We start from the raw sequence: 25765 nt of genomic DNA on the forward strand, positions 1-25765 counted from the left end.
TGCCCATGTTGGCGCAGGCGCAGGCGCCGATCGTGATCAAGTTCAGCCATGTGGTGGCACCCGATACACCCAAGGGCAAGGGCGCGCAGCGCTTCAAGGAGTTGGCCGAAGCGCGCACCGGCGGCAAGGTCAAGGTCGAGCTGTATCCGAACAGCCAGCTCTACAAGGACAAGGAAGAACTCGAAGCGCTGCAACTCGGTTCGGTGCAGATGCTGGCACCGTCGCTGGCCAAATTCGGCCCCTTGGGCGTGAAGGACTTCGAGGTCTTCGATCTGCCCTATATCTTCAAGGATCAGGGTGCTTTCCGTGCGGTCACCGAAGGCCCGGTCGGCGCCGATCTGTTCAAGAAGCTTGAGCCCAAGGGCATCAAGGGCCTGGCCTATTGGGACAACGGTTTCCACATCATGAGCGCCAACAAGCCGCTGCATGCGGCGGCCGATTTCAAGGGCCTGAAGATGCGCATTCAGTCCAGCAAGGTGCTGGACGCGCAGATGCGCGCGCTCGGTGCGATCCCGCAGGTGATGGCCTTCAGCGAGTTGTATCAGGCGCTGCAGTCGGGCGTGGTCGACGGGACCGAGGGCGTGCCGTCCAACTTCTACACCCAGCGTATCTTCGAGGTGCAAAAGCACATCACCCTGTCCAACCATGGTCACTTGGCCTATGCGGTGATTGTCAACAAGAAGTTCTGGGACGGTCTGCCGGCCGACATCCGTTCGCAACTTGAGGGTGCGATGCAGCAGGCGACGACCTTTGCCAATGCGATTGCTTCGACCGAGAACGCCGCGGCGCTGGACAAGATCAAGGCCAGCGGCAAGAGCCTCATCTACGCGCCCACCGAGGCCGAAACCAATGAGTGGAAGAAGACCCTGATGCCGGTGCACAAGGAGATGGAGTCGCGCGTCGGCAAGGCCACCATCGATGCCGTCTACAAGGCCGCTAATTTCAGCGCGCCCAAGTAAATCGACGCGGCATCAGGAGGCATCCAAAGATGATCAATCGACTGCTCAATCATTTGGAGGAATGGCTGATTGCCTTCCTCATCGGCGCGGCCACCTTGGTCATCTTTGTCGCCGTCGTACACCGTTACGTGTCCGGTATCCCGGTGATACAGGACTACACGGTGCAGATCAACCTCAGCTGGGCGCAAGAGCTTTGCATCTTCATGTTCGTGTGGATGGCCAAATTCGGCGCCGCCTACGGCGTGCGCACCGGCATCCATGTCGGCGTGGACGTGGTGCTGCGCAAGCTGAGCGGCAAGCCACAGCAATACCTGGTCTTGTTCGGCTTGTTTGCCGGTGCCTTGTTCACCGGCACGGTGGCCACCTTGGGCGGCAATTTTGTCTGGCATATCGCGCAGACCGACCAGACCTCGGCCGACTTGGAGATCCCGATGTGGTGGGTGTATTTATGCGTACCGCTGGGCTCATCGCTGATGTGCTATCGCTTCCTGCAAGTCGCTTGGAGCTATAGCAGAACAGGTGAGTTGCCGCACCATGATCACGGCCATGTTGAAGGCCTCGAGACCGAAACTCAATTGGGTGCAAAAGCATGAATGCCACCATCATCTTTGTCCTGCTGATCGTGCTGATGCTGACCGGCATGCCGATCAGCATCTCGCTCGGCCTGACCGTGCTGACCTTTTTGTTCACGCTGACCGATGTGCCGGTCCAGTCGGTCGCCTTGAAGCTGTTCACCGGCATCGAGAAGTTCGAGATCATGGCGATCCCCTTCTTCATCCTGGCCGGCAACTTCCTCACCCATGGCGGGGTGGCGCGGCGGATGATCCGCTTCGCCAGCTCGATGATCGGCCATTGGCATGGTGGCTTGGGGCTGGCCGGTGTGGCGGCCTGCGCGCTGTTCGCGGCGGTGTCGGGCTCAAGCCCTGCCACTGTGGTCGCGATCGGTTCGGTGATCCTGCCGGCCATGGTCAAGCAGGGTTTCCCCAAGCGTTTTGGCGCCGGCATCATCACCACCTCGGGCTCGCTGGGTATCTTGATCCCGCCCTCGATCGCGATGGTGATGTACTCGGTCTCGACCAGCACCTCGGTCGGCGCGATGTTCATCGCCGGCGTGGTGCCGGGTCTGATGCTGGCCACCGCCCTGGGCGCGACGACCTGGTTCATCGCGCGCAAGAACAACTACCCGCGCCTGCCCAAGGCCAGTTGGGGCGAGCGTTGGGCGGCCTTCCGTGAAAGCGTCTGGGGACTGCTCTTGATTGTGGTGGTGATGGGCGGCATTTATAGCGGCGTCTTCACACCGACCGAAGCGGCAGCGATGGCGGCGGTCTATGCCTTCATCGTGGCCGTGTTCATCTACAAGGACTTGCCGCTCAAGCGCGTCGCCAAGGTCTTGCTTGACTCGGCCAGCATGAGCGCGATGCTGCTCTACATCATCACCAACGCGGTGCTGTTCAGCTTCCTGATGACCAGCGAAAACATCCCGCAGGCGATGGCTGATTGGCTGATCGGCCAGGGCTTTGGCCCGGTGGCCTTCTTGCTGGTGGTCAATATCTTGCTGCTCTTGGCCGGCAATGTGATGGAGCCGAGCTCGATCATTCTGATCCTGGCGCCGATCCTGTTCCCGGTGGCGATCAAGTTAGGTATTGATCCGGTTCACTTCGGCATCCTGATCATCGTCAATATGGAGGTCGGCATGTGCCATCCACCGGTGGGGCTGAATCTGTATGTAGCCTCCGGCATCACCAAGATGGGCATCTCGGAGCTGACGGTGGCGGTGTGGCCTTGGTTGTTGACGATGCTGATCTTCCTCGGCGTGGTCACCTATGTGCCGGCAATCTCGCTGTGGCTGCCGCATCTGCTGATGAAGTAAACGGTCAACCGGCGAGCTCCTCCAGATCGCCCCAACCAAAAGCCCGCCTTGGCGGGCTTTTTCCATGGCGAAACGGCGTTTGGCGGCGGTATGAATGACGTCGGCTTGCGCGCAAGCAATGGCTCGCCGGCCGAGCCTCTTACGCTGATCGACCGGAGAGTCATCAAAGGTAGAGACCATGCCGGTGCCAAACCTTGAAGTTGCGGCGGTGTTCAACGAAATCGCCGAGTTGCTGACGCTGCAGGATGCCAATCCGTTTCGCATCCGCGCCTACCGTAACGCCGCACGCATGCTGAGCGAGCTGGGTCGCAATGTGAGCGATATGCATGAGCGGGGCGAAGATCTCGACGCCTTGCCCGGCATCGGGCCGGATCTGGCCGGCAAGATCGCCGAGGTACTGGCCCGCGGCAGTTGCACGCTGCTGGACCAATTGCGCCAGCAGTTGCCGAGCGGCCTGAGCGAATTATTGCGGCTGCCGCAATTGGGCCCCAAACGCGTGCAACTGCTGCATCAGCAATTGGGCGTCGACAGCGTGGCCGCTTTGCGTCGGGCGGGGCTCAGCGGGCGCTTGGCCGAGCTGAAGGGTTTCGGACCCAAGCTGCGCCAGCGCCTGCTCGCCGCGACGCAGGATCGCCCGCAGCAGGCCAAGCGCTATAGGCTCGACCGCGCCGAGGCCATCGCCGCGGGTTTGCTCACCCAGCTGCGCGCCATGGCCGGCGTGGAGCGCGCCGAAGCGGCCGGCAGCCTGCGTCGACGCCGGGACAGCATCGGTGATCTCGACCTGCTGGTGCAGGCGCATGCGCGCGAGGGCCGCACCTTGATCGAGGCCTTTGTCCGGCTGCCCGATGTGGGCGAGACGCTGGCCGCCGGCGCCACGCGGGCCAGCGTGCTGCTGCGCAATGGCATGCAGGTCGATCTGCGTGTGCTCAGCGCCGATAGCTTCGGCGCGGCCTGGCTTTATTTCACCGGCTCCAAGGCCCACAACATCGGGCTGCGCAGCATGGCTCAGCAGCGTGGGCTGAAGATCAATGAATATGGTGTCTACAAGTCTGCCGATGAGCCGGGCAAGAGCCAGCCCAAGGCCGGTTTGGCGCGCATGGCCGGCGCCGATGAAGCATCGGTTTATGCCAGCTTGGGGCTGGCCTGGATCACGCCCGAGTTGCGGGAGGACCGTGGCGAGCTGGCCGCCGCGCAGCAAGGACGTTTGCCGCTGCTGATCGCCCTGGCCGATCTGCGCGGCGACCTGCATGCCCACAGCCAGGCCAGCGATGGCCAGGACAGCCTGGAAGTTATGGCCGAGGCCGCCCGCGCCCGAGGCTTGCAATACCTGGCCATCACCGAGCATTCGCCGCGCTTGGCACTCACCCATGGGCTGGACGCCAATCGACTGGCTCAGCAGCGCGACCGCATCGCTGAACTGAATCAGCAATGGACGGACTTCAAGCTGCTCCGGGGCATCGAGGTCGATATCCTGGAAGACGGCAGCCTCGATCTGCCCGACAGCGCGCTGGCCGAGCTGGATCTGGTTGTAGGCGCCATTCACCATCGTCTTGATTTGACCCGCGAGCGCCAGACCGAGCGCTTGCTGCGTGCGATGGATCAGCGTTATTTCAGCATTCTGGCCCACCCCACCGGCCGCCTGCTCGAGCAGCGCGAGGCTTATGACATCGACCTGCAACGGGTACTTCGCAAGGCGCGCGAGCGGGCTTGCTTCGTCGAGCTGAATGCCCAGCCGGCCCGGCTGGATCTGAATGATCTGGCTTGCCAGATGGCCAAGTCCGAGGGTGTGCTGGTGTCGATCAATTCCGACGCGCATGGCAGGCATGACTTCAATCACCTGCGCTTCGGCATTGACCAAGCGCGCCGGGCCTGGCTGACGCCTGCCGATGTGCTGAATACGCGCAGCCTAGCCGAGCTGATGCCGCTGCTGCAAGCGAGCATGTCGCGGCCCGCGGAGCCGCTCAAGTCACCCTGAAATTACAGAACTGCCAGGGGTCGTCGAGATCGAGAGTCTCATCAAATAACCAGCCACGTCCCTGCAGTGGTGTCCAGTCGCTATAGGCGCCCACCATCTCGCCCAAGTAGGGTCCACACAGGCCGATGATCTCTTCAAAAGGCAGCTCATCGGGCTCCAGCAATCCCTGGTCGGGCTTGCGAATCGCCCACAACACACCGGCCAGCACCGCCGCCGTCACCTGCAAGCTGGTGGCACTGTTGTGCGGGCAAAGCTCGCGTGCGCGCCCGATCGACAGACGGGAACCATACCAATAGGCACCGCTCGCATGGCCCATCAGCAGCACACCCAGCTCATCAATGCCGCTGCTGATTTCTTCCTTCAAGACCCGCTCCCGGCTTTGCAGCTGCCAGTTGCGGCCGGCCAACTCATGCAGCGACAGCACCGCATCATCGCAGGGGTGGTAGGCGTAATGCACGGTCGGGCGGTAGCGCGGCCGGGCCGGGTCGCCCAGCGTCAGGTAGTTCGCGATCGAAATCGACTCGGCATGCGTGATCAAGAACGCATGCATGGGCCCACTCAGCGGCGTCCAGCTGCGCACCCGCGTGGCCGCGCCGGGCCGCTGCAGATAGATGGCAGCCTGCGACCCCGCTTGATGGCGGCGCCCATCGGCCGGCAGCGCCCGTTCATGACTGCCCCAGCCCAGTTCGGCCGGTTGCCGACCTTCATCGACGAAGGCTTCCACCGACCAGGTGTTGACGAACTCGTTGAGCTGCTTGCGCGGCCCGCCGCTTTGGGTGTCGCGCTCGGCAATATGAATCACCCGCACATCCAAGCGTTCGGCCAGGCCGGCCCATTCCTGCTGGCCACAAGGCTGCGCGTCGGGCAGGCCTTGGTCGCGCGCCAAGGTCAGCAAGGCCTGCTTGACAAAATGCGAGACCAAACCCGGATTGGCCCCGTGGGTCAGCAGCGCGGTCGGGCCACGCGACGGTTTGTGCCGCAAGGCCAGCGCCGCCTCGCGCAGCGCATAGTTGGTGCGCTCGGCCAGGCCCAAAGCAGGGTCGATATAGCCTCCCAGCCAGGGCTCGATGCAGGTGTCCAGATACAGCACGCCATGCGCCTGGCACCAGCCGATCAGCGCCACGCTGCTGACGTTGACCGACAAATTGAGCAAAAAGTCGCCCGCCGACAATTGGCCGTCCAAGGCTTGCTGATAGTTCTCCGGCGTCAAGGCCAAGGGCAGATAGCGCACGCCGGCTGCTTCGGTCATCGCCGCGTAGTCGCCCAGGCCTTGCTCGGGTGCCAGCACCAGCAAGCGATCGGGGCGCATCTTCAAATGCCGCAAGAGCAGGGGCAACACACCTTGGCCAATACAGCCAAAGCCGACCATCACCAAGCGGCCGTCAAAACGCCAAGATTCGGGCAAGGACGAGGGGCTCATTTGAGCTGGAACCGACGTGTGACGCGGCCGAGTCCGACGCGATGCGAAGCCATCGCTACAGCGTAGCCAAGCGCTGCGTCAACTCAGGCAGGGCGAGTCCGGTCAGATCACTGGGCAGTGTGCCCTGCAAGACTTTTTCGCATGCCGGGCTGAGTTGCGACTTCAACTCGCCAAGAAATGGATTCGACGCGACCAGCAGCAGCGCCCCGCAGCGCTTTGCCTTCACGGCCTCATCAACATAACTTGCCAACTGCCTGGCGAATAATTCATGCTGCTTTCGATGCGGGTCGGTACGGGCGTCGAGGGCGGTGCCGCCCGGGCTGCTCTCGCCGATGGCGCGCATCACCTTGCCGGGCCGATCCGAGGCCAGATCGATGCCCTTGAGCTGGCTTTGTGGATGCACGAAGTCGGCCACCTCGCGCAATTCGGAGTTTCGATCGCTGCGCTCGCAAATGCGGGCACGCGCGGCATTGCAAAGAACAATCCAGGTCGCCGTCATGCTTTGTTCTCCAACAGACATCGCTATCAAAAAAGGAGCCCGCCAAGTCTTGCGAATTGGCGGGCTTGGAGAAGGCCGTCTAGCTCAAGCGGCCGATGCGTCTGCTTCGCCCGCTCGAGTCAACAGCACTTCACCATCATGGTGTCGGCGACACCATGACTTCCCCACTCAAGGGGAAACTCACACCCCTAGCCCGCAAGCATTGCAAGCTGGCCATTCACCTTGCGCCTATGTCCTCAACCCCATTTCACTCTTGCCTGCCTTCCTTGTGATTCAAATTTAGTTTGCGCTGCACCGCCGGCCTTGAGCATGCGCAATGAGCGGCAAATCTGCTGTTCAGTTCGATCCAATTCTGTGCGGCTGCTGGCGTGCTATTGCCTTGCCAAGCGCAACTGGGTGATGCATGGCATGAGAGGGCAGGGTCCAGCCTCAGTCGGTAGTCTTGCCTTGAACCATCCGAGCCTGCAGATAGTTCAGCACATCGTCGAGTGAAATGAGGCCCGCATAGTCGGCCTCCGGGATGGCTATGCCGAAGCGTTTCTCAATTCCGAGCAGAAAATTCAGCCAGTCCATTGAGTCGAGGTCGACCTGGCGACGCAGCGGCCGCTCGATGGCAATCGCCTTCGGGTCGATTTCGGGGGCGATCTGGCACAGCAGTTCGAGCAGCGTCAGGGTCAGGTCTTGCCTGCTTGGGATCTTTTTGTCCTTGTCGCTGTCGCTCATGGCGTGCTCCCGTCTGGGCTTGATTGGGCTGGCGGGACTAGAGCTTGCGGCTCCTGCAGTAAGTCGCGCAGCTCGGCCAGAAATAGCGCGCCCCGGTGGCCGTCCGAAACCCGGTGGTCGGCCGCCAAGGTCGCGCTTAGCAGCGGCATCACTGCCAGCTTGCCGTCGTCCTGCACCCAGGGCCGTTCGGCGATGCGGCCCAGGCCCACCAGCGCCACTTGCGGCGGATAGATCACGCCGAAGACCTGCTCCACCCCTTGCTCGCCCAACTGGGTGACGGTGATGGTGGGCGCGGACATCTCGGAGCTGCGCAGCGAGCCGGCACGGGTGCGCTTGACCAGATCGCCGAGCTCCCGCATCAATTGCTCCACGGGCTTGTCTTGCACATCGTGCAAGGCCGGAGCGAGCAGGCCGCCGCCGCGCAGCGAGATCGCCACGCCGATATGCGCTGCATGGGCAGGCTGGAACTTGCCGTCGACAAAGTAGCCATTCAGCTCCGGCACCCGCCGCAAGGCCAGCGCCACCGCCTTCAAGAGCAGCACCGCCGGCAGCAGGCGCTCGGTCAGCGGCAGTGACTCATTACGTTGACGCAGCCAGGCGCTGGCCTTGGCCATCGGAATGGTCTCGGCCAGGTAGTAATGTGGAATCTCCCGCTTGGAGCGGCTCATCGCGGCGGCGATGGTGGCGCGCATCGCGAAGCTGCGGTCGTCAGTCTCGCTGCTCTGGCTGCTCTGGCCGCTCTGGGCGAGCAAGGTCGTTTGCTGCGCTTGCCCATGGGCCTCGATATCCGCCAGCGTCAACGCGGTGCCGGCCGCTCTCGGCTGCAACTTATTTGCATCCAGACCCAGCTCGGCGGCACGCCGGCGTGCGGCCGGCGAGATTTTTGGGCGCTGCGGCGCACTCGCCGCCGGTTCGGTTTCCGGCTGCGCCTGCGCCACGGCCCATTGGCGCTCGACCTCCTCGGCGCTTTCGCCGGGCAGACGCAGCAAGGCCAGCGGGCTGCCGACCGGCAGGGTCTGTTGCAGCGGCGCGAGCAGGCGATGGACGGTGCCGGCCTGCCAGCATTCCACATCGATCGCCGCCTTGGCGGTGTCGACCACGGCCACCACCTGCCCGCGCTCGACCTTGTCGCCGGGCTTGACCAGCCATTGCAACAGGCGCCCGCTATCCATGTCGGAGCCCAGCGAGGGCAGGCGCAATTCATACATGGGCGGCTCCGCGGGCGTTCAGAGTTGCTGGCGCAGCAGCGACTGCGCTGCGGCGATGATTTTTGGCGGCATCGGCAGCGCGGCCTCTTCGAGATGCTTGGCATAAGGCATAGGCAGCTCGGCACCGCAAACCCGCATCGGTGCCGCGTCCAGGTCATAGAACGCCGCCTCGGACACGGCGGCGATGATCTCGGCCGCCAGGCCGCAGCTGCGCCAGCCCTCGTCCACCACCAGCAGGCGGTGCGTTTTGCGCACCGAGGCCAGCACGGTCGCCATGTCCAGCGGGCGCAGCACGCGCAGGTCTATCACCTCGGCGTCTATGCCGTCGGCGGCCAGCGCCTCGGCGGCCTGCAGCACGCGCGGCATCGAGCCGCCGTAGCTGACTATGCTGAGATCGGCGCCGCTGCGGCGCAGGGCGGCATGTTCAAGGTCGATGGGCGGCACCGGGTTGCTCAGTTCACCCTCCAGGTTGTAGAGCTGCGCATGCTCGAACAGGATCACCGGGTCGGGGTCTTGCAGCGCCAGCCAGAGCATGCCGCGCGCGTCGTCCAGCGTGGCCGGCGCCAGCACCCGCAGGCCCGGCACATGGGCATACCAGACCTCCAGGCTGTGCGAATGCTGGGCCGCCAATTGCCGGCCGGCGCCGCTGGCCATGCGTATCACCAGCGGCACGCCGAACTGGCCGCCCGACATATGGCGCAGCGTGGCGGCGGTGTTGACGATCTGGTCCAGCGCCAGCAGGCTGAAGTTGACCGTCATGATTTCGATGATGGGCCGCAAGCCGCCCAGGGCCGCGCCAATGCCGGCGCCGACAAAGGCCAGCTCCGACAGCGGCGCGTCGCGCACCCGCTGCTCGCCGAACTGTTCTTGCAGGCCTTTGGTGACCGCATAGCTGCCGCCATAACGCCCGACATCCTCGCCAATGATGAGCACGCGCGGGTCGCGCTCCAGCGCCTCGAGGTGGGCCGCGCGCAGCGCTTCGCGGTAGCTGCCCATCAGGCGACTTGGGCCGTGGGGGCCAACCCGGTGATCTTCAGGAATTGATCGACATCGGCCTCCAGCTGCGCCCAGTCGGTGTATTCATGGTCATGGCTGGTGTCGCCGGACTGGTCATGGTGGCGGGCGATCAGGCGCATCATCACGCGCTTGAAATAATCGTATTGCGTGTACTTCAAGGCACCGGCGACGCAACGCGTCAGCAGTGGTTGCAGCTCGCATTCCTGCATGAAGTGATCGGCGGAGCGGCGTACTTCCTTGCTGCTGTCGGCGTCATTCATCGCCGCGCTCAAGGAGACCGAGAAGAAGGCCAGTGGCAGCGTCTTCAGCCATTCCTGGTTGGACTTCAGGAAATGCGCCAGCGAGCTCTGATGCCGGTCGAGATGCAAGGAGCCGCAGGCAATCACCGCCTGGTAAAAAGGTTGGACCTGCTCGGCGGCGGGCGTGGCCGTGTCGACCACATCGACCCGGTGGCCGCGAATGCGCAGGCGCTCGGCGATGAACTGGGCCACCTTGCGGGTCTGGCCCTCGGTGGTGCCATAGGCGATCAGGATGGGCAGCATAACGGTTCTCCTTGCTGTGATTTGATGACTCAAGACTTGGGCCCGGCCGGGCCGGCGACTACATCGACAAACATCTGTTCGACCGGCTCCCAGCTGCCGGCTTCGGCGAAGCGCACCGCTGCCTCGAGCTCCTGCTCGGCCGCTTGTTCGATCTGCTGCAGCTCGACGTCATTGAGCATCTCGGCGGCGCGCAGCTGGGCGGCGAAGCAGGCGATCGGGTCGTGTGTCTTCCAGCGCTCGACCTCCTGCTTGTCGCGGTACAGCTCGGCGTCAAACATCGAATGCGCGCGGAAGCGGTAGGTGTGAAGCTCCAGAAAAAACGGCCGCTGCTCGCGCCGCACGAAGGCTATGGCCTGCGCCGCCGCCGCATGCACGGCCAGCACATTCATGCCGTTGATATGGCCGGTCGGCAAGCCTTGGGCGGCGGCCTTGGCGGTCAGGCTGATCTGCGCCTCGCTGCGCGCCAAGGCCGTGCCCATCGCGTACAGATTGTTTTCGCACACAAACAGTACCGGCAACTGCCACAGTGCGGCCAGGTTCAGCGACTCATGGAAGACCCCCTCGGCCACCGCGCCCTCGCCAAAAAAGCAGACCGTCACGCAGCCCTTGCGGCCCAGCATCTGGTCGGCAAGCGCCAGGCCGACGGCGCTGGGCAGGCCGGCGCCGACGATGGCGTTGCCGCCGTAGAAGTTGCAGGCCTTGTCGAACAAATGCATCGAACCGCCGCGCCCGCGCGAGCAGCCTTCTTGCTTGCCGAACATCTCGGCCATGATGGCCTTCATGCTGACGCCGCGCAGCAGCGCATGGCCATGTTCGCGGTAGGTGGCCAGCACCTTGTCCTCGGGCTTGAGCTCGCAGAAGATGCCGGCGGCGACCGCCTCCTCGCCGATATAGAGATGCAAAAAGCCGCGTATCTTGCCCTCGCCATAGAGCTGCGCGCAGCGCTCTTCCATGCGGCGGATGCGAACCATATCGGCCAGGCGGGCGAGGCAAAACGCGCGCTCATGCCGGCGGGGTTCAATGCTGGCCAAGTCAGCTGATTCAGGCGTCGCCGCTGTGCCGCTCATGCGCCGCCCTCCAGCGTTGAGGTGTCGCCCTCCGGCAGGCCGAGTTCGCGGGCCTTGAGCAAGCGGCGCATGATCTTGCCGCTGCGGGTGCAGGGCAGCTTGGGCAGAAAGTCGATTTCCTTGGGCGCAATCGCCGCACCCAGGCGTTTGCGCCCATGGGCCAGCAAGTCGCGGCGCAGCGCCTCGTCCGCCTTGAATCCCGGCTTGAGCGAGACGAAGGCCTTGACCATCTCCCCCAGCACCGCATCGGGCTTGCCGATCACACCGGCCTCGGCAACGGCCGGGTGTTCCATCAAGCTGCTCTCGACCTCGAAAGGCCCGATCAGATGGCCGGCCGACTTGATCACATCATCGGCGCGGCCGACGAACCAGAAATAGCCGTCGGCATCGCGGCGCGCCAGATCGCCGCTCAGATACCAGTCGCCGGCAAAGCATTTGCGGTAGCGCGCCTCGTTGTTCAGATAGGCGCGGAACATCGAGGGCCAGCCGACCCGCAGCGCCAACTCGCCCTCGACATCGGGTGCCGCGATGACACGCACCTGGGGCGCTGCGCCCTCGGCCTCCAGATGTTCGACGATGCAGGCCTCGACACCGGGCAAGGGCCGGCCCATCGAACCGGGTTTGATGTCGAAGGCCGCCGTGTTGGCGATCATGATGGCGCCGGTTTCGGTCTGCCACCAGTTGTCGTGAATCGGCAGGCCCAGCGCCTCTTTGCCCCACCAGACGGCCTCGGGGTTGAGCGGCTCGCCGACGCTGGCGATGAAGCGCAGTGCCGAAAAATCATGACGGCGAGTCTGCTCGGTGCCTGACTTCATCAACATGCGGATCGCCGTCGGCGCGGTGTACCAGACGCTGATGCGCTCTTGTTCGAGCAGCCCGTACCAGCGATCAGTGTCGAACTCCTCCATGTCGACCACAGAGGTCACGCCTTGCAGCAGCGGCGCGATGATGCCGTAGGACATGCCGGTGACCCAGCCCGGGTCGGCCGTGCACCAGTAGCGATCTTCGGGCCGCAGGTCGAGCGCGTAGCGGCCGCTCGCGTGATGGGCGAGCACGGCCGCATGCACATGGACGACGCCCTTGGGCGTGCCGGTGGTGCCGCTGGTGAAATGCAGCAGCGCGGGGTCTTCCGGCCTGGTGTCGGGTGCAGCGCTTTCTTCATCGGAGGCCGCCGCCATCAGCGTGGCCCAGTCCAAGGTGTCTGGGTCTGCACAAACACTTCTGCTGCCTTCTTCGGCCACCAGCAAGACATGGCGCAGCGTCGGCATCTGCTCGCGCCGCCCCTGCAGCTTGCGCCGGTACAGCTCCTCGCTGCTGACCAGCAAGTCGGCGGCGCCCAAATTGATGCGGGTGATGATGGGCTCGGGCCCGAAGGCCGAGAACAGCGGCGTCACCACGCAGCCATGGCGCAAGGCGCCGAGCACCGCGATATAGAGCTGCGGCATACGCCCGGCCAGCACAAACACCTTGGCGCCTTTGCTAACACCCAGTTCACGCAGCAAATTGGCAAAACGCTTGCTTTGGCGCGTCAGCTCCGCGTAGCTGAACTCTTGCGGCGCGGCGTTGCGCGAGACGAAGCGCAGCGCGGTCTTGTCGCGCAGCGGCCCGCCGGCATGGGCGTCCAAGGCCTCAAACGCAATATTCAGGCCACCGTTCGGCAAGCCTTGCGAATCCCGAATGGCCTTGGCCTGCGCCGCCCAGCTGAAGTCGCGGCATGTGGCCGCGTAGTCGGACAAGTTTGGCGGCAGCCGCAGATCGGCGGCGGTCTTGTGGATGATGGCGGGTCTGTCCATGAGCGCTCCTCGCTCGATAGCCTGAGGGCAGCGCGGCAAAAGCTATTGCGTTTGCGCAAGCCGGGGCGGGCGGCCGAGCTGGCGCTCGATCTCCAGCACATGCAGCGTGGTCTTGAGCACCGAGTCGGGGTTCAGGCTGATCGAATCGATGCCCAGACGGACCAGGAACTCGGCCATCTCCGGATAGTCCGACGGCGCCTGGCCGCAGATGCCGCTGTGGCAGTGATTGCGCTGGCAGCCCAGCACGGCCAGACGGATCAGTTCCTTGACGCCCTCGTCGCGCTCGTCGTAGTCGAAGGCGACGATCTCGGAGTCCCGGTCCACGCCCAGCGTCAACTGGGTCAGATCATTCGAGCCAATCGAAAAGCCATCGAACAGGCCGGCAAAGGCATCGAGCTGAAGCACATTGTTCGGGATTTCGCACATCACATAAATCTTCAGACCCTTGACGCCGCGCTCAAGCCCCAAGGCCGCCATGCGCTGGAGCACCTGCCGGCCTTCTTCGACGCGGCGGCAAAAGGGCAGCATCAGGATCACATTGCTCAAACCCATCTGCTCGCGCACCCGCTTGAGCGCCGCGCATTCGAGCGCAAAGCCCTCGGCATAGGCCGGGTGGGCATAGCGCGAGGCCCCGCGAAAGCCCAGCATCGGGTTGGCCTCTTGCGGCTCGAAGGCGGCGCCGCCGAGCAGGCTGGCGTATTCATGGGTCTTGAAGTCGGACAGGCGCACGACCACCGGCTTGGGGTAGAAGGCCGCCGCAATCGTGCCTATGCCTTCGGCCAAGCGCTGGATGAAGAACTCGGACGGCGACGGATATTGCGCGCAGCGGCGCAAGATCTCGGCGCGCTGAAGCGGGTCGCTGATGCGCTCCGGGTGCACCAGCGCCATCGGGTGGATGCCGATCGCATCGCTGATGATGAACTCCATGCGCGCCAAGCCGACGCCGTCATTCGGCAAGAAGGACTGCTTGAAGGCGCTGACCGGGTCGCCGATATTGAGCATGATCTGGGTGGCGGGGCGGGCCAGCCCGGCCAGATCGGTGCGCTGCACCTCGAAGGGCAAGAGGCCGGCGTAGGCATGGCCGATATCGCCCTCGGCGCAGCTGACGGTGATCTCATCGCCGCTGCGGATAGCTCGGGTCGCGCTGTCGCAGCCGACGACGGCCGGGATGCCGAGTTCGCGCGCCACGATGGCAGCATGGCAGGTGCGCCCGCCGCGGTTGGTGACGATGGCGGCGGCGGTCTTCATCACCGTGCCCCAGTCGGGGGTGGTGATGTCGGCCACCAGGACCTCGCCGGGCCGGAACTCGCTCAGCGCCGCCACATTCTGAATCACGCGGGCGCGGCCGCTGGCGATCTTGGCGCCGACCGCCTTGCCGCTGGCGCGTACTGAATCTGCCGAGGCCGCATCGGCCTGGCCCGCGGACCGGCGCAGCCGATATTGCTCCAGCACCTGGCCACGCAGCTGCGAGGCCACGGTTTCGGGCCTGGCCTGCACGATGTAGAGCCGACCATCCATCCCGTCCTTGGCCCATTCGCAGTCCATCGGCCGGGCCTGACCGGCCTTGGCGGTGTAATGTTTTTCTATTCTGATCGCGCAGTCGGCCAGCGTCAGGACCTCGGCGTCCTCAAGGCAGTAACGCTCACGCTCAGCGCGCTCGGTCGGCAGGTTGCGGGTGCTGTCGCGCGCGCCGCCGGCCGCGTAGACCATCTTCAGCTTCTTGCTGCCCAGCGTGCGCCGCAGCACCGCGCGAAAGCCTAGCTCGAAGCTCGGCTTGTGGACATAGAACTCATCCGGGTCAACGGCGCCCTGCACGACGTTCTCGCCCAGGCCGTAGCTGCCGGTGATGAGGACTACATCGCGAAAGCCGGTCTCGGTGTCGAGCGTGAACATCACGCCGGCGGCGCCGATGTCGGCGCGCACCATCTTCATCACGCCGACCGACAAGAACACCTTGGCGTGGTCAAAGCCGCGCCCGGTGCGGTAGGCGATGGCGCGGTCGGTGTAGAGGCTGGCGAAGCAGCGCTTCACCGCCTCCAGCAACGCCGCCTCGCCGCTGATGTTCAGATAGCTTTCATGCTGGCCGGCGAAGCTGGCATCGGCCAGGTCTTCGGCGGTGGCCGAGCTGCGCACCGCCAGGCTCAGGCTCGGCCCATACTCGTCCTGCAAGCGCCGGTAGGCGGCCAGAATGGCTGCGCTCAGATCGGCCGGCAGCTCGGCCGTGTAGACGATTTCACGCGCCAGCGCCGCACGGCGGGCGAGGTCGGCCACATCGGCCAGATTCAGCCCCTCCAGCGCCGCCTGCAGACGCGGGCCGGCGCCGGCCGCGGCCAAAGTTCGGCGGTAGGCGGCAGCCGTGATGGCAAAGCCATTCGGCACCCGCAGGCCCTGCGGCGTCAGTTCGCGGTAAAGCTCGCCCAGCGAGGCATTCTTGCCACCCACCAAGGCGGTGTCACCGAGGCCGATGTCCTTGAACCAGAGCAGATCATCCGAGCGGGCCGGGTTCAAGGTCTGGCTATCGGTGCTGCTCATGGTCTGCCCTTGTGGTGTGTTCAAGTCGATGCCATACGCACCGGGATGCGGCGCCGGCCAAAGCCGCGCTCGACCTTGGCTGCGAAGCGGCCGGCGATGCGCGTGCCGCAATGCGGGCATTTGCCCTCGGCGTCGAGTTCGTAGTGCAGCAAGTCATACCAATCGCGTTCGATCAGCTTGGCATGGCAGCCGGGGCAGCAGGTGCTGCCACCTTCCGTGTCATGCAGATTGCCGGTGTAGACGTAGCGCAGGCCGCTGTCCAGGCCAATCCGGCGCGCCCGCCGCAGCGTGGCGGCCGGCGTGGCGGGGATCTGGCTCAGCTTGTAGTCGGGGTGGAAGGCGCTGAAATGCAGCGGCACATCCGGCCCCAGCTCCTTGGCGACCCAGGCCGTCAGCGCCTCCAACTCGGGCGTACTGTCATTCAGGCCCGGAATCAGCAAGGTGGTGATCTCCAGCCAGCAGGCGCTGCGGTGCTGGATATGCAGCAGCGTCTCCAGCACCGGCGCCAGGTGGGAGCCGGTCTGCTGCTGATAGAACTCATCGGTGAAGGCCTTCAGGTCGACATTGGCGGCGTCCATCCGGGCGAAAAATTCGCGCCGCGGTTCGGCATGCACATAGCCGGCCGTCACCGCCACGGTTTTGAGGCCCAGCGCATGGCAGGCCTCGGCGGTGTCGATCGCGTATTCGGCAAAGATGATGGGGTCGTTGTAAGTGAAGGCGACGCTGAGCGCGTTCTGCTTGCGCGCGGCCTCGGCGATCTGGCGCGGGCTGGCCGCGTCCATCAGGCTGTCCATCTCGCGGCTTTTGGAGATGTCCCAGTTCTGGCAGAACTTGCAGGCCAGATTGCAGCCGGCGGTGCCGAAGGAGAACACGCTGGAGCCGGGGTAGAAGTGATTCAGCGGCTTTTTCTCGATCGGGTCGATGCAAAAGCCCGAGCTGCGGCCATAGGTCATCAAGCGCATTTCATCGCCGACGCGTTGGCGCACAAAACACAGACCGGGCTGGCCCTCGTGCAGTTTGCAATCGCGCGGGCAGAGATCGCATTGAATGCGGCCATCGGCCAGCTTGTGCCACCAGCGCGCCGGCGCGCCGTTATCGAGCGCCAATGACTCGCTCTCCGGCAGATCCTGGTCTTCGGCGGGAATCGGCTTCATGGGGCGTCCTCGCTTGCATAGGCTAACTCGTTAAAGCAGCGCACCCGATAGCGCGACAGGCGCAGATCGGCGGCCCAGAAGTCCGGCGGCAGGCCGGCCTTGTGCTTGAGTGCGGCCAGGAACTGCGCCGGCCGCGGGCATTGCGCCCAGACCTGCGGCAAAAACGTCGCCTGCCGGTCGCGCCAGGCCAGAATCAGGCCGTCAATGCCCGGACGCAGCGCGGCCAGTGCCTCGGCTTCATCTTGCACCGGCATGGGCTCGGCCGGCTCAAGCAGCGACACCTCGACCTGCAGCCCCGGCCATTCCTCGGCCCGCAGTGGCGCAAAGCGGCTGTCGCAAAAAGCGGCGGCAAAGGCATTCGCGCATACATCCTCGATCAAGGGCCGCTGCGCCTGCAGGCGACCGACGCAGCCGCGCAACTGGCCTCCTGCGTCATGCAGGCTGACGAAGCTGGCACCGGGGCGAGACAACGCCGGGTGGGCGCCCTCATCCGGCGCCGGCGGGCCAGGCAGGCCCAGACGATGCGCAATCGTGTGGCGTGCGCCGCTCAGCAATATCGGGCCCAGCCGCTGGTCAGCAGACCGCTGCTCAAGCAAGGCGGGCGCGGCCGGGTCGGCCTCGAAAGCGATCGAAACATAACCCACCACACGCCGGTGCTCGCCGCCCGGGATGTCGCCCGAATTGCGCTGCCGCAGCAAGCGTGGCCGCAAGCCATGGCGGGCGGCCAAGGCCAGCGCGCCATTCAGTGGCGCCGCGCCGCAGGCCTGCTCGCCGACCAAATCGGTGGCGAACTGCAGGATGCGCTCGACCGTGACCCGGTCGCGCGCATGGGCCTGCTCGTAGCTCAAAAAATGCGACAGGTCGGAGCTGATCAGCACCAGGGTTTCGTCACCGCCCCAGACGCGCTCCAGCGCTTGGGCCACCTGCGCCGGGCTGGCGCCCCCCACCAGCAAGGGCAAGAGCTTGAAGCCATCGCCGAGCACGCGCTGCAAGAAGGGCAGCTGCACTTCCAGCGAATGTTCCTGCGCATGCGGTGGGTCGGCCGATTCGATCTGCGGCAAGTCCTTCAGCAAGGCCATAGCGTCAAGATCCAGCGGTATGCGACCCAGCGGTGTCTCGAAGGCGCTGACGGTGGGCAAGGCGATGCCGCGCACCGGCAGCCGATGCGCGGGACCCAGCAGCACCACCCGCTCGATCTGCTCCCGCCAGGGCGGCAGCGTCGCAAAGGCCGCCGCAGCCACTTCGCCGGAATAGACATAGCCGGCATGCGGCACCAGCAGCATTTTGGGCCGCGGGTGAGGCTGCGGCTGCGGCCGGGGCTCGCTCGGCGGGGCGACGCTGCTCAGCTGCCGGTCCAGCAGGCCACGCAAGGCCTGCGGCTCGGCAGGGTAGAAGGCGCCGGCCACGGCAGCGGGGCGGGTGCTTGTATTCATCGCGGCTCCTCGGCGGTGCTTGCGCTTGAAAATGGGCTTGGCTTGGCTTGACTACGCGATGCTAGGGCGCCGCGCCGCGTCAGGCTTGAGCGCGCTCAATGGGGCCGGGTGCCTAGCTGCAATGTTTTGCTAAGTTGATCTTGCTCATGGGCCGCCGGCCGGGCGGCGCCAGACTGCAGCCAGCCCATGAAAATCGAAGCCAGCCCCGGAATCGACGCCCACCTGTGGCGCCGCTTCATGCTGATCGCGCTGCCGTTCTGGCGCTCCGATCAACGCTGGCGGGCGGCCGGCCTGCTGGCCCTGCTGATCCTGCTGCTGCTCGGGCAGACCGCCTTCAATGTCTTGTTCAATCACGAGACCGGCGAGTTCACCTCGGCCCTGGCGGCACGCGACAGCTCGCGCTTTTGGGCCTCGATCCGTCGCTATACCTTGATCCTGCTGGCCGCCGTGCCAATCTATGCGCTTTATTACTTTGTGCGCGACAGCCTGGGCCTGCGCTGGCGGCGCTGGCTGACCGACAGCTTTTTGTGCCGCTATTTTTCGCAGCGCGCCTATTACCGGCTCGACGCCAGTTCGGGCATCGACAACCCGGACCAGCGTATCGCCGAGGACATCAACAGCTTCACCCAGCAATCGCTCTATTTCTCGATGATTCTGATCGGCTCGGCCATGCAGTTGATCGCGTTTTCGCATGTGCTGTGGTCGATCTCGCGTGGGCTGGTCTATTTTTTGTTGGTCTACGCCTTGTTGAGCAGTTGGATTGCGGCAGCGGCATTCGGCCAGCGCCTGATCGGCCTGAACTTTGCCCAACTGCAGCGCGAGGCTGACTTCCGTTTCAACCTGGTGCGCTTGCGCGAGCATGCCGAAGCGATCGCTTTCTACGACGGCGAGGTACGCGAAATGTCGGCCTTGCAGCGGGTCTTCGCTGCGCTGCAGCGCAACTATCAGCAGGTCTTGCGCTGGCAATTCAAACTCAATCTGTTTCAGTACGCGCACAGTTTTTTGACCGCGGTCTTGCCGATTGCCTTCATTGCCGGCGAGGTCTTGGCCGGCGAATTGGAGGTGGGCAGGGCGATTCAGGCCGCCGGCGCATTTGCCGCCGTGCTCGGCGCGCTGACCGTGATCGTCGATCACTTTGAAGGCCTGAGCCGTTTTTCCGCCGGGGTCGGGCGCCTGCATGTGTTCTCGCTAACGCTGCAACGCTATGCAGCGCCTGCACCCGAGGGCGCCGCTGAGGCGATGCCGCAGATCAGCCTGGAGCCGGCCCTGCAATTGGTGCTGGATAAATTGACGGTGCTGACGCCAAACCGCGAGCATTTGCTGATCCAAACGCTGAGTTTGAGCGTCGAGCCGGGTCAGGGCCTGCTGATCGTCGGGGCCAGCGGCGCAGGCAAGAGTTCACTGCTGCGTGCCATCGCCGGGCTCTGGACAAGCGGCTCGGGCACCGTGCTTCGACCAGCCGGGCCGGATATGTTGTTCCTGCCCCAGCAGCCCTATTTGCCGCTCGGCAGTCTGCGTGATCAGCTGATCTACCCGCAGGCCGCGCGGGCGATTTCGGACGAGGAGCTGCTGCTCTGGCTGGAGCGGGTCAATCTGCCCTTGCTGGCCGGTCGCTTCGGCGGACTGAATGCCGAGCTGGACTGGAGCCGGGTGCTCTCGGTCGGCGAACAGCAGCGGCTGGCGTTTGCCCGCGCGCTGCTGGCCAAACCGCGCTATTTGCTGCTGGATGAATCGACCAGCGCGCTCGACCCCGCCAATGAAGCGCGGTTGTACATGCAGCTCGCCGGGCTCTCAATCACGCCGGTCAGCGTCAGCCACCACCAGGCCTTGCTCAAGCACCACAGCCAGGTGCTGGTGCTGCCCGGTGACGGCAGTTGGACGCTGCATAAGGCGGCCGATTACCGATGGGAATAGAGCCGGGCTGTGGGGCAAAAAAAAGCCGCCGCGGCAAAAGCCACGGCGGCGTTTCAAGGAGGCTGACGAGATTTACTGCTCGAAAGGCAACTTGATTTGGGCCAGATCTTTGCGGGTCTCGACCAAGACCAGAGGGCCTTCTTCGATGCTGACCATGGGCGCGCGCTCACGCGGTACATGGACAGGCTTGGCCTCGGCCGCGATGGCTGCCTGAGCGGCTTGGATCTTCGCCACATCCGAGTTGACCCACTGCAAACCGCTGGACTGGGCCACCGCTTGCAAGGCATCGATCTCCAGCACAAACGGCGCTTCGACAGCAGCCGCAGCAACAGGCTCGACCACGGCGGGGGCCGGTGCCGCCACCGGTGCTGCAGGAACAGGAGCAGGAGCAGGAGCAGCAAGCTCGGCCACTGCGGTGTCCGCCACCACCGCCGCGGCTGCAGTGACAGCAGCAGGCTGGGCAGCTACTTCGCTGACGCTTGCTTCGGCTTGGATCGACTGTGGAGCTTCGGCGGCCGGTTCGGCGAGCAACTCGGCGGTCGACTCGGCGGTCGGCGCGTCATCGCGGCGCTCACGGCGGACGCGGTCACGGCCACCGCGACGGCGGCGTCCATCATTGGCTTGTCCGTCGTTGCCGGCTTCGCCATTGCTGCTTGGCTCATTGGCTTGGCTTTCGCTTTGTGCTTCGCCGTTGGCGCTTTCGTTGGCGCTGCCTTCGGCTCCGGCTTCACCGGCTTCTGCGGGCCGGCCGTCTTCACGGTCACGGCTGCCGCGACGCCGACGACGGCCCCCACGGGCGCCTCGGTCTTCGCTATTGCCGGTTGCTTCGGCGATGGCCGCGTTATTGATCTCGGCCTGGCTTTGCTCCAGCGCGGCCGCGTCTTGCTCGCCGATCGCCGCCATGCTAACTGCCGTGGCAATCGGTGCAGCAACGCGAGCTTCGTCATTGCGCTCGACACGCTCACCGCGCTCGGCGCGTGGGCGGCGGCCGCCTTCTGGGCGCTCGCCACGGTCAGGACGCTCGGCGCGCTCGGCGCGAACTTCATTGACTTCCGGCTTGCTATCGGCACGGTCAGGGCGGCGATTTCCGCCACGCTCTCCACGCTCGCTTCGCTCGGGACGCTGGCCTTCCGGGCGTGCTTCCTGCGGGCGCTCGCTGCGGCCAGCATCACGCTTGGCGTTGCGCTCGCCACGGTCTGCCGAAGCACCGCGCTCGGCGCCGGCACGCTCACCACCGCGTTCACCGCCACGTTCGCCATTGCGACCGCGGTCACGGCCACCACGACCGCCATCACGGCCACCGTCGCGTCCACCTTCGCGCTTGCGCTCGCCGCCAACGGCCGGCTTGGCCGGGGCTGCCGGCGCTTCAACGGGAGCCGGGCTGCTGACGCCAAACAAGCTCTTGATCCAGCCGAAGAAGCCACCGCTGGCTTCCACCGGAGCCGCAGCTGCGGGCGCAGCCACTGGCGCCGCTTTGGCCACCGGTGCGACCGGTGTCGGAGGCGGCATCTCGGGCAGCACGCCCTTGATGACCGGCTCTTGCTTGTTCTTGATCTTGTCCGCGTCGTTGCGGCGGGTGATGCCCACCTCATCCTGCGGCTCTTCGATCATGGTGTAGCTGGCCTGCAGGTTTTCCAGACGCGGGTCGTCGTGGCGCAGGCGCTCAAGCTTGTAGTTAGGCGTGTCGAGATGCTTGTTCGGCACCAGCAGCACGGTGACGCGCTGCTTGAGTTCGATCTTGGTGATCTCGGTGCGCTTCTCGTTGAGCAAGAAGCTGGTCACCTCGACCGGCACCTGCACATGCACGGCCGCCGTGTTGTCCTTCATCGACTCTTCCTGCACCATGCGCAGGATTTGCAGCGCGCTGGATTCGGTGTCGCGGATATGGCCGGTGCCATTGCAGCGTGGGCAGGTGATGTGGTTGCCGTCGCTCAAAGAAGGGCGCAGGCGCTGGCGGCTCATTTCCAGCAGACCGAACTTGCTGATCGAGGCGAACTGCACACGGGCGCGGTCGGGGCGCAGCGCGTCGCGCAGGCGTTGCTCGACCTCGCGGCGGTTCTTCGACTCTTCCATGTCGATGAAGTCGACGACGATCAGGCCGCCCAGGTCGCGCAAACGCATCTGGCGGGCGATCTCGTCGGCCGCTTCCAGATTGGTGCGGGTGGCGGTTTCTTCGATGTCGCTGCCGCGCGTCGAGCGGGCCGAGTTGACGTCGACCGAAACCAAGGCCTCGGTGTGGTCAATCACGATCGCGCCGCCGGACGGCAGGTTGACGGTGCGGCTGAAGGCGGTTTCGATCTGGTGCTCGATCTGGAAGCGGCTGAACAGCGGCGCGTCATCGCGGTAGCGCTTCACGCGGTGGCCCTGGTCGGGCATCACGTGGTTCATGAACTGGCTGGCCTGCTCGTACAGGTCATCGGTGTCGATCAGGATTTCACCGACATCGGCGGTGAAGTAATCGCGGATCGCGCGAATCACCAGCGAGGATTCCTGATAAATCAGGTAGGCGCCCTTGCCACCCTTGGCCGCATCGTCGATGGCGGTCCAGAGCTTGAGCATGTAGTTCAGGTCCCACTGCAGCTCGGCGGCCGAGCGGCCGATCCCTGCCGTGCGGGCGATCAGCGACATGCCTTTCGGGTACTCGAGCTGGTCGAGGTTTTCTTTCAGCTCTTCGCGGTCTTCGCCCTCGATGCGACGGCTGACGCCACCACCGCGCGGGTTGTTGGGCATCAGCACCAAGTAGCGGCCGGCCAGCGAGACAAAGGTGGTCAGCGCCGCGCCCTTGTTGCCGCGCTCTTCTTTTTCGACCTGGACCAGCAGTTCCTGGCCTTCGCGGATGCAGTCTTGGATGCGCGCGCTGCGCACGTCCACGCCTTCGCGGAAGTATTGGCGGGCGATTTCCTTGAAGGGCAGGAAGCCGTGGCGGTCTTCACCGTAGTCGACAAAGCAGGCCTCAAGCGAAGGCTCGACGCGGGTCACGACGGCCTTGTAGATATTGCCCTTGCGCTGTTCGCGGCCTTCGATTTCGGTCTCGAAGTCCATCAGCTTTTGGCCATCAACGATGGCCAGGCGACGCTCCTCGGGCTGCGTCGCATTGATCAGCATGCGTTTCATTTGTTCATCACTCCTTTTGCGCTCGGGGACTAAGCCTTTGAGCGCGCTACAACACGCTGCCGCAGTGGCCCAAGAAAGGCGCCGCCTTGGCAACACATCGATGCACGAGCAATATTTGATGAACCGAGGAAGGAATCGCCCTGGACTGAATTGCAACGCTACCGGGTTCGGCGGGCGATCAGCAATTCAGCGTTGGCGCATGCGGCACAGCAGGCGGCGCGGATGGCCATTCCCATGAACGCGCAGCCCGGGCCGAGGCCCGGTGGTGCTGTGCGGCCCGGCCACGGCCGCGCGCAACAGCCTCGCCGGCGCTGGGCCGGGGCTGTGATCGAAAGCGGTGGGGGGTGAGGGGATTGGCAATCATCCGCGAGGACTGTTGGACGCTAGACCGAGGCGGCCTGGCTCTTGACCGGGCCTGCCTCATGCCTTTAAAAAACCTTGTCTGTACCGACGCGACCCTTGTTCTCAATCGAAAGCAGGTCGTATCGGCGTGGCTCGTTCTAATATTGCTCTGCCGCGCTACACCCGAAGCCGCCTTGTCACATGGGGACAAGGCCCGCTTACAGCCGATGCGCGTTGCATCACCTATTTATTTCATACGAGACGCATATTAGCGTTTCGTACGCCACCTGTTCGCCACTGATCTATCTTGGTTTCGGCCTTGATTTAAGCAAAACCGCCTGTGGCCATGGCCCAGGTAAAATCAGATAAATCAAATACTTACGGCTATAACGTGGTGAGCAACATTATAAGGGCTAAAGCCAAAGCACCGGCCGCCACACAAACCCGCAGAAGTGCGGGTGCGAGGACGGGGGGCGGGAACGTCTCCCGTGGCCTTAAAACAGCGCCGCGAAGTGAGCGAGTGCCAACCTCGCCGAGGTCCGTCGCACAGCCGCTGAAGGTCGAGAGCGCCCCGCAGACGCCGGCCCCGGCGCCGGCCGTTCGCCGCGTGACGGTGGACGAAAACTCGGCCGGTCAGCGTCTGGACAACTTCCTGCTGCGCGAGTTGAAGGGCGTGCCCAAGACGCATATCTACCGCGTCATTCGCGCCGGTGAGGTGCGGGTCAACAAGGGCCGGGCGCATGCCGACACGCGCTTGGAGCTGGGTGATGAGGTGCGGGTGCCGCCGGTGCGCCTGCCCGAACGGGTGCTGGAGCGGCCGGACTATGTGCCGGCGCGCGAGTTTCCGGTTGTGTTCGAGGACGATCACCTGCTCGCCATCAACAAGCCGGCCGGCGTTGCCGTGCATGGGGGCTCGGGCGTCAGCTTCGGCGTGATCGAGCAATTGCGCCAGGCCAGACCGCTGGCCAAGTTTCTGGAACTGGTCCATCGCCTGGACAAAGAGACCTCGGGCCTGCTGCTGGTCGCCAAAAAGCGCAGCGCGCTGGTCGCCTTGCAAGAGCAGTTCCGGGAGCGCGAGACCGGCAAGACCTATGCGGCCTTGGTCGCCGGCGACTGGGCCGACAACAAGAAGGTCATCGATGTGCCGCTGTTGAAGTTCATCGGCAGCGACGGCGAGCGCTGGGTCAGGGCGCTGCCCAACCCGAATGATCCATCGGCTGACCAGGCCAAGCGCTCGATCAGCTTGGTCAAGGTGGCGCAGCGCTTGAACGGTTACAGCCTGCTCGACGTGACCATCAAGACCGGCCGCACGCACCAGATCCGGGTTCATCTGGCCTATGCCGGGCACGCCATCGTTGGCGATCCCAAGTATGGCGACTTCGAGGCCAATCGGGCCCTGGCGCGTGGCCCGCATCGCTTCGAGCGGATGTTTCTGCATGCCAAGCGCCTGCGTTTCGCGCATCCGGCCGGCACCGGTGAGCTTGAGTTGAGCGCGCCGCTGCCGCCCGAATGCGAGCAATTGATCCTGGCTTTGAAGCACAAATGAGACCCAAACAATTTGATTTGCTGGTGTTCGATTGGGACGGCACGCTGTTCGATTCGACCGCCATCATCACCCGCAGCATCCAGGCCGCCGCTGTCGACCTCGGCCTGACCGAGCCATCGGCGGAGCAGGCCAGTTATGTGATCGGCCTGGGGCTGCAAGAGGCCTTGGCCTATGCGCTCCCTGACCTGGCGCCCGAGCGCTACCCCGAGTTGGGTCAGCGCTATCGCCATCACTACCTGAGCTCCCAACATCAGGTGACGCTGTTTGCCGGCGTGCTGGACTTGTTGGCGGGCTTGAAGGCTCGCCACCATTGGCTGGCGGTGGCGACCGGCAAAAGCCGGCGCGGTTTGGACGAGGTGCTGAATGTCGACAGCCTGCGCGGCGTGTTTGATGCCACGCGCACCGCCGATGAAACGGCCGGCAAACCCAATCCGCAGATGTTGCTGGAGTTGATGCGTGAGTTTGGCGTCGAGCCTGAGCGCACGCTGATGATCGGTGACACCACCCATGACCTGCAACTCGCCCGCAATGCCGGCACAGCCAGCGTCGGGGTCGGCTATGGCGCCCATGATCACGCCAGTTTTGGCGAATTCGCGCCTCTGTATGTGGCACATTCGGTGCCCGATCTGCATGCCTGGTTGAACGAGAACGCCTGAT

At 64.7% G+C, this 25765-nt stretch carries 19 protein-coding genes; 7 read left to right on the forward strand and 12 right to left on the reverse strand.

Features of this window, described 5'->3' with window-relative positions; translation table 11 throughout:
- The first annotated feature begins 5 nt into the window (after positions 1–5).
- The 4 genes from LNV07_RS17710 (at position 6) to polX (ending at position 4804) form a co-directional block, all read left to right on the forward strand.
- Positions 6–959 (forward strand): TRAP transporter substrate-binding protein, encoded by a 954-nt coding sequence (locus LNV07_RS17710; protein WP_263572810.1) that lies wholly within the window; start codon positions 6–8, stop codon positions 957–959.
- 29 nt (positions 960–988) lie between these two features.
- Complete coding sequence (locus LNV07_RS17715) at positions 989–1552, forward strand: TRAP transporter small permease (RefSeq protein WP_263572506.1); 564 nt, start codon at positions 989–991, stop codon at positions 1550–1552.
- Positions 1549–2829: a TRAP transporter large permease gene (locus LNV07_RS17720; RefSeq protein WP_263572507.1), complete on the forward strand. Its 1281-nt coding sequence runs from the start codon at positions 1549–1551 to the stop codon at positions 2827–2829. The genes LNV07_RS17715 and LNV07_RS17720 overlap by 4 nt, the downstream gene beginning before the upstream one ends.
- 178 nt (positions 2830–3007) lie before the next feature.
- The gene (gene polX, locus LNV07_RS17725; protein ID WP_263572508.1) at positions 3008–4804 is read left to right on the forward strand and encodes a DNA polymerase/3'-5' exonuclease PolX; all 1797 of its coding nucleotides are present in this window, start codon (positions 3008–3010) and stop codon (positions 4802–4804) included.
- Here the strand turns inward: polX and LNV07_RS17730 are convergent.
- The 11 genes from LNV07_RS17730 to amrB form a co-directional block, all read right to left on the reverse strand.
- Positions 4791–6224, reverse strand: a complete 1434-nt coding sequence (locus LNV07_RS17730; RefSeq protein ID WP_263572509.1) for a homospermidine synthase — start codon at positions 6222–6224, stop codon at positions 4791–4793. The genes polX and LNV07_RS17730 overlap by 14 nt on opposite strands.
- Before the next feature lie 55 nt (positions 6225–6279).
- Complete coding sequence (locus LNV07_RS17735) at positions 6280–6723, reverse strand: host attachment protein (RefSeq protein ID WP_263572510.1); 444 nt, start codon at positions 6721–6723, stop codon at positions 6280–6282.
- A 429-nt stretch (positions 6724–7152) separates the two neighbouring features.
- Entirely contained in the window at positions 7153–7446 is a 294-nt protein-coding gene (locus tag LNV07_RS17740; protein WP_263572511.1) for an acyl carrier protein, read from the reverse strand.
- On the reverse strand, positions 7443–8654 hold the full coding sequence (locus LNV07_RS17745) for a dihydrolipoamide acetyltransferase family protein (RefSeq protein WP_263572512.1): 1212 nt from the start codon (positions 8652–8654) through the stop codon (positions 7443–7445). The genes LNV07_RS17740 and LNV07_RS17745 overlap by 4 nt, the downstream gene beginning before the upstream one ends.
- An 18-nt stretch (positions 8655–8672) precedes the next feature.
- Positions 8673–9650: an alpha-ketoacid dehydrogenase subunit beta gene (locus LNV07_RS17750; protein ID WP_263572513.1), complete on the reverse strand. Its 978-nt coding sequence runs from the start codon at positions 9648–9650 to the stop codon at positions 8673–8675.
- Positions 9650–10213, reverse strand: a complete 564-nt coding sequence (locus LNV07_RS17755; protein WP_263572514.1) for a flavodoxin domain-containing protein — start codon at positions 10211–10213, stop codon at positions 9650–9652. Before LNV07_RS17755 ends, LNV07_RS17750 begins: the two co-directional genes overlap by 1 nt.
- Positions 10214–10242: 29 nt before the next feature.
- Positions 10243–11280, reverse strand: a complete 1038-nt coding sequence (gene pdhA, locus LNV07_RS17760; RefSeq protein WP_263572515.1) for a pyruvate dehydrogenase (acetyl-transferring) E1 component subunit alpha — start codon at positions 11278–11280, stop codon at positions 10243–10245.
- On the reverse strand, positions 11277–13073 hold the full coding sequence (acsA, locus tag LNV07_RS17765; protein ID WP_263572516.1) for an acetate--CoA ligase: 1797 nt from the start codon (positions 13071–13073) through the stop codon (positions 11277–11279). The genes pdhA and acsA overlap by 4 nt, the downstream gene beginning before the upstream one ends.
- A gap of 42 nt (positions 13074–13115) precedes the next feature.
- Entirely contained in the window at positions 13116–15605 is a 2490-nt protein-coding gene (ppsA, locus tag LNV07_RS17770; RefSeq protein ID WP_263572517.1) for a phosphoenolpyruvate synthase, read from the reverse strand.
- 20 nt (positions 15606–15625) lie between these two features.
- Positions 15626–16759 (reverse strand): AmmeMemoRadiSam system radical SAM enzyme, encoded by a 1134-nt coding sequence (amrS, locus tag LNV07_RS17775; RefSeq protein WP_263572518.1) that lies wholly within the window; start codon positions 16757–16759, stop codon positions 15626–15628.
- On the reverse strand, positions 16756–18192 hold the full coding sequence (amrB, locus tag LNV07_RS17780) for an AmmeMemoRadiSam system protein B (protein ID WP_263572519.1): 1437 nt from the start codon (positions 18190–18192) through the stop codon (positions 16756–16758). The genes amrS and amrB overlap by 4 nt, the downstream gene beginning before the upstream one ends.
- Positions 18193–18378: 186 nt before the next feature.
- Between amrB and LNV07_RS17785 the strand changes: the two genes are divergently transcribed.
- Positions 18379–20106: an ABC transporter ATP-binding protein/permease gene (locus tag LNV07_RS17785; protein WP_263572520.1), complete on the forward strand. Its 1728-nt coding sequence runs from the start codon at positions 18379–18381 to the stop codon at positions 20104–20106.
- Between the two features lie 72 nt (positions 20107–20178).
- Here the strand turns inward: LNV07_RS17785 and LNV07_RS17790 are convergent, their stop codons facing one another.
- A complete protein-coding gene (locus LNV07_RS17790) occupies positions 20179–23220 on the reverse strand; it encodes an Rne/Rng family ribonuclease (RefSeq protein ID WP_263572521.1) in 3042 nt (1013 codons plus the stop codon).
- Positions 23221–24082: 862 nt separating this feature from the next.
- Here LNV07_RS17790 and LNV07_RS17795 point away from each other — a divergent pair.
- On the forward strand, positions 24083–25108 hold the full coding sequence (locus LNV07_RS17795) for an RluA family pseudouridine synthase (protein WP_397545577.1): 1026 nt from the start codon (positions 24083–24085) through the stop codon (positions 25106–25108).
- Positions 25105–25764: an HAD family hydrolase gene (locus tag LNV07_RS17800; protein ID WP_263572522.1), complete on the forward strand. Its 660-nt coding sequence runs from the start codon at positions 25105–25107 to the stop codon at positions 25762–25764. The genes LNV07_RS17795 and LNV07_RS17800 overlap by 4 nt, the downstream gene beginning before the upstream one ends.
- Position 25765: the final 1 nt, after the last annotated feature.

Source organism: Roseateles oligotrophus (genome assembly GCF_025717515.1).
GTDB classification, from domain to species: domain Bacteria; phylum Pseudomonadota; class Gammaproteobacteria; order Burkholderiales; family Burkholderiaceae_C; genus Paucibacter_A; species Paucibacter_A oligotrophus.

Excerpts from the sequence above, each read along its gene's own strand:
- LNV07_RS17710 (WP_263572810.1), top strand. The coding sequence starts at position 6 with ATGTTGGCGCAGGCGCAGGCGCCGATCGTGATCAAGTTCAGCCATGTG.
- LNV07_RS17715 (WP_263572506.1), top strand. The coding sequence starts at position 989 with ATGATCAATCGACTGCTCAATCATTTGGAGGAATGGCTGATTGCCTTC.
- LNV07_RS17720 (WP_263572507.1), top strand. The coding sequence starts at position 1,549 with ATGAATGCCACCATCATCTTTGTCCTGCTGATCGTGCTGATGCTGACC.
- polX (WP_263572508.1), top strand. The coding sequence starts at position 3,008 with ATGCCGGTGCCAAACCTTGAAGTTGCGGCGGTGTTCAACGAAATCGCC.
- LNV07_RS17730 (WP_263572509.1), bottom strand. The coding sequence starts at position 6,224 with ATGAGCCCCTCGTCCTTGCCCGAATCTTGGCGTTTTGACGGCCGCTTG.
- LNV07_RS17735 (WP_263572510.1), bottom strand. The coding sequence starts at position 6,723 with ATGACGGCGACCTGGATTGTTCTTTGCAATGCCGCGCGTGCCCGCATT.
- LNV07_RS17740 (WP_263572511.1), bottom strand. The coding sequence starts at position 7,446 with ATGAGCGACAGCGACAAGGACAAAAAGATCCCAAGCAGGCAAGACCTG.
- LNV07_RS17745 (WP_263572512.1), bottom strand. The coding sequence starts at position 8,654 with ATGTATGAATTGCGCCTGCCCTCGCTGGGCTCCGACATGGATAGCGGG.
- LNV07_RS17750 (WP_263572513.1), bottom strand. The coding sequence starts at position 9,650 with ATGGGCAGCTACCGCGAAGCGCTGCGCGCGGCCCACCTCGAGGCGCTG.
- LNV07_RS17755 (WP_263572514.1), bottom strand. The coding sequence starts at position 10,213 with ATGCTGCCCATCCTGATCGCCTATGGCACCACCGAGGGCCAGACCCGC.
- pdhA (WP_263572515.1), bottom strand. The coding sequence starts at position 11,280 with ATGAGCGGCACAGCGGCGACGCCTGAATCAGCTGACTTGGCCAGCATT.
- acsA (WP_263572516.1), bottom strand. The coding sequence starts at position 13,073 with ATGGACAGACCCGCCATCATCCACAAGACCGCCGCCGATCTGCGGCTG.
- ppsA (WP_263572517.1), bottom strand. The coding sequence starts at position 15,605 with ATGAGCAGCACCGATAGCCAGACCTTGAACCCGGCCCGCTCGGATGAT.
- amrS (WP_263572518.1), bottom strand. The coding sequence starts at position 16,759 with ATGAAGCCGATTCCCGCCGAAGACCAGGATCTGCCGGAGAGCGAGTCA.
- amrB (WP_263572519.1), bottom strand. The coding sequence starts at position 18,192 with ATGAATACAAGCACCCGCCCCGCTGCCGTGGCCGGCGCCTTCTACCCT.
- LNV07_RS17785 (WP_263572520.1), top strand. The coding sequence starts at position 18,379 with ATGAAAATCGAAGCCAGCCCCGGAATCGACGCCCACCTGTGGCGCCGC.
- LNV07_RS17790 (WP_263572521.1), bottom strand. The coding sequence starts at position 23,220 with ATGAAACGCATGCTGATCAATGCGACGCAGCCCGAGGAGCGTCGCCTG.
- LNV07_RS17800 (WP_263572522.1), top strand. The coding sequence starts at position 25,105 with ATGAGACCCAAACAATTTGATTTGCTGGTGTTCGATTGGGACGGCACG.